5 protein-coding genes are annotated in these 3,296 nt (G+C 64.1%); 2 read left to right on the forward strand and 3 right to left on the reverse strand.

Features of this window, described 5'->3' with window-relative positions:
- Positions 1–64 precede the first annotated feature (64 nt).
- Entirely contained in the window at positions 65–658 is a 594-nt protein-coding gene (locus C0461_RS13955; protein WP_292107860.1) for a hypothetical protein, read from the forward strand.
- Positions 659–761: 103 nt separating this feature from the next.
- Here the strand turns inward: C0461_RS13955 and C0461_RS13960 are convergent, their stop codons facing one another.
- On the reverse strand, positions 762–1,343 hold the full coding sequence (locus C0461_RS13960) for a hypothetical protein (RefSeq protein WP_292107862.1): 582 nt from the start codon (positions 1,341–1,343) through the stop codon (positions 762–764).
- Positions 1,344–1,374: 31 nt separating this feature from the next.
- Between C0461_RS13960 and C0461_RS13965 the strand changes: the two genes are divergently transcribed.
- Positions 1,375–1,518 (forward strand): hypothetical protein, encoded by a 144-nt coding sequence (locus C0461_RS13965; protein WP_292107863.1) that lies wholly within the window; start codon positions 1,375–1,377, stop codon positions 1,516–1,518.
- Positions 1,519–1,605: 87 nt separating this feature from the next.
- Here the strand turns inward: C0461_RS13965 and C0461_RS13970 are convergent, their stop codons facing one another.
- On the reverse strand, positions 1,606–1,884 hold the full coding sequence (locus tag C0461_RS13970; protein ID WP_292107864.1) for a hypothetical protein: 279 nt from the start codon (positions 1,882–1,884) through the stop codon (positions 1,606–1,608).
- A gap of 215 nt (positions 1,885–2,099) precedes the next feature.
- The gene (locus C0461_RS13975; RefSeq protein ID WP_292107866.1) at positions 2,100–3,041 is read right to left on the reverse strand and encodes an IS1595 family transposase; all 942 of its coding nucleotides are present in this window, start codon (positions 3,039–3,041) and stop codon (positions 2,100–2,102) included.
- Positions 3,042–3,296: the final 255 nt, after the last annotated feature.

The following is a 3,296-nucleotide window of genomic DNA, read 5'->3' on the forward strand; positions in this document are numbered from 1 at the left end:
GAGGCCCCCTCCACCATGCTGCGCATGGTCCCCCTCCCCCAAGGGGGGAGGACTACGTCCGGTTTTGACGTTTCGGCGCCCTACCCTGCCCGGCATGTACGATCCGTACGATATGCCCGAGCGCAAGCCGCCGAAGATCCGATGCGAGGACACCTGGGCCGAGATCCGGCGCGGGTGGGAGCGCGGGGAGACCGGGGCGTCGCTGGCGCAGCGGTATGACGTGGGGCTGGCCAATCTGTGGCAGCGGCGGGCCTCCGAAGGGTGGCGGCGGCGGCGGCCCGGGGACCCCGAGCCGGAGCCGGTGGAGGGCTGGGACAAGCGCGCGAAGCGGGCCATGGAGGCGTTCCTGTATCAGCGGGAGGAGACCCGGCGGCTGGCCCTCAAGCTGGCCGAGGCCATGCAGGGCGGGCCGCTGGACGATGTGCCCCTGTGGCACGCGGGCTTCGTGCTGGACTGGCGCGCCGAACGGCTGGGGCCCGAGGTCGCGGCGGCGGACCGGGACTATATGCGCAAGCACGACTGGACCGAGGCGTTCTGGGATGAGCACGGGCGGCTGCGGCACGTGGTCATGCTGGACCAGGTCACCCTGGACGCCAACCGGGAGGAATGGCGGGAGGATCAGGGGATCCCGCCGGGGAAGGCGGAGGGGTGGCCATGATCGGGTCCCAACAATCCTCCCCCATCGGGGGGAGTTATATACTTGACAAAGCAGACCCCCGAATCACATAACTCCGCCCGACAGGCCGGTGCTGAGATTGAGGTTACTCTTGAGATGCGCCGCGCTGGCGCGATCGCATTGGATGCGGCGTTTGGCGCGGCTTCTGAGGAGGAGACTGCTGAGGCGGTGTATACTGCCATGGCAGCTCTGCGGCCTGCCTGACCCACTTCCCGTAGTCGGGCGGCGTCCGCCCCTTCCCGATGATATGGAGATCGATCACCCATTTGATCTGGTAGAGGTCCGCGATCATGGCGCGGAACGTCCCTTCGTCGATTGGGATGATGCGGAGCCGGTCGGGGATGTGTGCGGCCATGGCGGTCGAGACTTCAATGCCCCCGCCCCGAAACCTGGCGCCGTAGTGGACGATGTCGTTTCGGGCGTTTGTCAGAACGGTTAGCTGAGAGAACGCGCGTTCCAAGACTGGATTTCGGGCCTTTCGCGTGGCGTCCTGAAGGCGGATAATCAGGCTCTTGCCCTGATCGAGCCTGACGCCTGAGAATACGGCCTTGGCGACTTCTGGGGAGACGCCAGCCTCGCTCCAGAGGGCGTACTGGAGTTGCGCCTCGACTTGTGAAAAGACGTGGATGAACTCGCCCAGGCCCGCGAAATAATCCGCGCGGCGCATCTCGAAAGGGCTCTCTCTCGGAGCATCTGTCATGACCGAAGAACCTAAGCCTGAATCGCCAAAAGACGATGCGGAGTTTCAGCGGGTTCTAGAGAACCTCGTGAACACGCCGCACACGCCGCACGTCGAGAAGAAAGAAGGGCGCGAGCCGACGCCCGCGCCCGAGGCAAAATGAAGTCGTTTAGGTCTTGGCTCGCCATCTACGCCGCCCGCCTGTTGGGGGTCCCAGTGAAGGTGAGAGACGAGTTTTGGGCACCTGATCTCACGGAGAGTATTGGCGTAGAAGGGCAACCCCATCAGGCATGCCGTGGCCCGTTGCCCAGTCTGCCCCGTCAGTGATTTCGATCACGACTACACGATCGTTGGCATCGACTTCCCCGAAAATGAAGTCGCGTATCGTGGGGGCTGGCCCCTTCAGTTCTGCCAACCAAACTGACTCCGCTATGGGTTTGGCCTCCCACGTATCACGGAGCAACTCGTATAGGCTCTCGTAGTTTCGGCCCGGCTTGCGAAGGTCGTAGGTAATCAGGAACAGCGCCATATAAAGACATCCTTATGGGAAGCTGTCTGGCGTTGACCCAAGCCCCGATTCAGGGGATTGTTGAAGTTCTGAAACATCTGGTCGCTGCCTCACAGCGGTTGGAGAAAACGGCCGGGACGTGTTGGCGCACGCCCGGCCATCGACCCTTTTAGGGCGATTCCCCCTTTGTTCCAGCTTTGCCCGTTCGCATCCTGTGGATGCGTCTCGCCTTCTGCTTACGCGTAACAGGCTTCGTCAGTCCGCCGATACATCAGGCGCTTCCCGCCGATGCCGCGCAGGGCTTCGTTCGTGCGAGCGGTGTCGTCCACACCGAGGGCCACGCGGTTGGAATAGCGGAAGTCGAACTCCGCCAGATAGCGCGACAGGTGCGCTTCCGAGACGTGCTGATAGACGCCGTTGATGCCGCGCTTGAGGATGGAGAAGAACCCCTCAATCGTGTTCGTGGTGGCGTCGCCGCGCACGTATTCCTCAATCCCGTGATTGACGGTTTCGTAGCGGGCGAACTCGGGACCGATGATGCGGTATTGGCCCGCGTCGTCGGTCATCAGGGCGCTTTCGCGGCGCACGTGCTTGGTGATGATCGGGCGCAGGGTCTTGGCGTTGACCGAAGGGACGTGGAACGAGCGGACACGGCCCCCGCGCTCAACGAGCGAGAAGCAGATTTGCTTGCCGACCGCGCCGATGTTCTTCGGGTTGCGCTTGGACAGGCGCTTGTTCTTTTCCTTGCCGCCGATGACGGTTTCGTCGGCCTCAACGAACTTTCCTTCGCCGCCCATGGGAGCGCCGCCATCACGGATGGTCATGGCCTCACGGATGCGGTGGCACATGAACCACGCGGTCTTGTAGGTCACACCCAGGGTGCGGCCGATCTGGTGGGCGCTGATGCCCTTCTTTGAGGACGACAGCAGGTAGGTGGCCAGCAGCCACTTGTTCAGCGGCACCTTGGAGCGCTCAAAGACGGTCCCCACGGTGACGGTGAACTGCTCCCGACAGGCGTTGCACTGGTAGAGGCCAGCGCGGGCGCTACGGCCCTTGATGGCGGTGGCTTCATTGACCACGCCACAGTGAGGGCAGACCGGGCCATGAGGCCAACGGGTCTTTTCCAGATGGGCGCGGGCCTTGTCGGCGTCGGCGAAGATGGGGTCAGTCAGGTTCATGGCTCTCTCCAGTGAGAAAACCCTACGGATTCAACGCTGCTTTGTCAAGTATATAACCCCCCCCATCGGGGGAGGGGGACCGCGGAGCGGTGGAGGGGGCTGGCGGGGAGGCCGGCTGACGGCCCGCCGCGCGCCATCGGCGATCCAGCCCTGCCCCGCCCGGCACGGTCCGGCTTCGGCCCCCTCCGTCACGGGCGCAGTCGCGCCCGCGCCACCTCCCCCGATGGGGGAGGATTTTGGTGGTGTGCGCGCGGA

The organism is Brevundimonas sp. (assembly GCF_013823285.1).
In the GTDB taxonomy this organism is placed as follows: domain Bacteria; phylum Pseudomonadota; class Alphaproteobacteria; order Caulobacterales; family Caulobacteraceae; genus Brevundimonas.

Excerpts from the sequence above, each read along its gene's own strand:
- C0461_RS13960 (WP_292107862.1), bottom strand. The coding sequence starts at position 1,343 with ATGCGCCGCGCGGATTATTTCGCGGGCCTGGGCGAGTTCATCCACGTC.
- C0461_RS13965 (WP_292107863.1), top strand. The coding sequence starts at position 1,375 with ATGACCGAAGAACCTAAGCCTGAATCGCCAAAAGACGATGCGGAGTTT.
- C0461_RS13970 (WP_292107864.1), bottom strand. The coding sequence starts at position 1,884 with ATGGCGCTGTTCCTGATTACCTACGACCTTCGCAAGCCGGGCCGAAAC.
- C0461_RS13975 (WP_292107866.1), bottom strand. The coding sequence starts at position 3,041 with ATGAACCTGACTGACCCCATCTTCGCCGACGCCGACAAGGCCCGCGCC.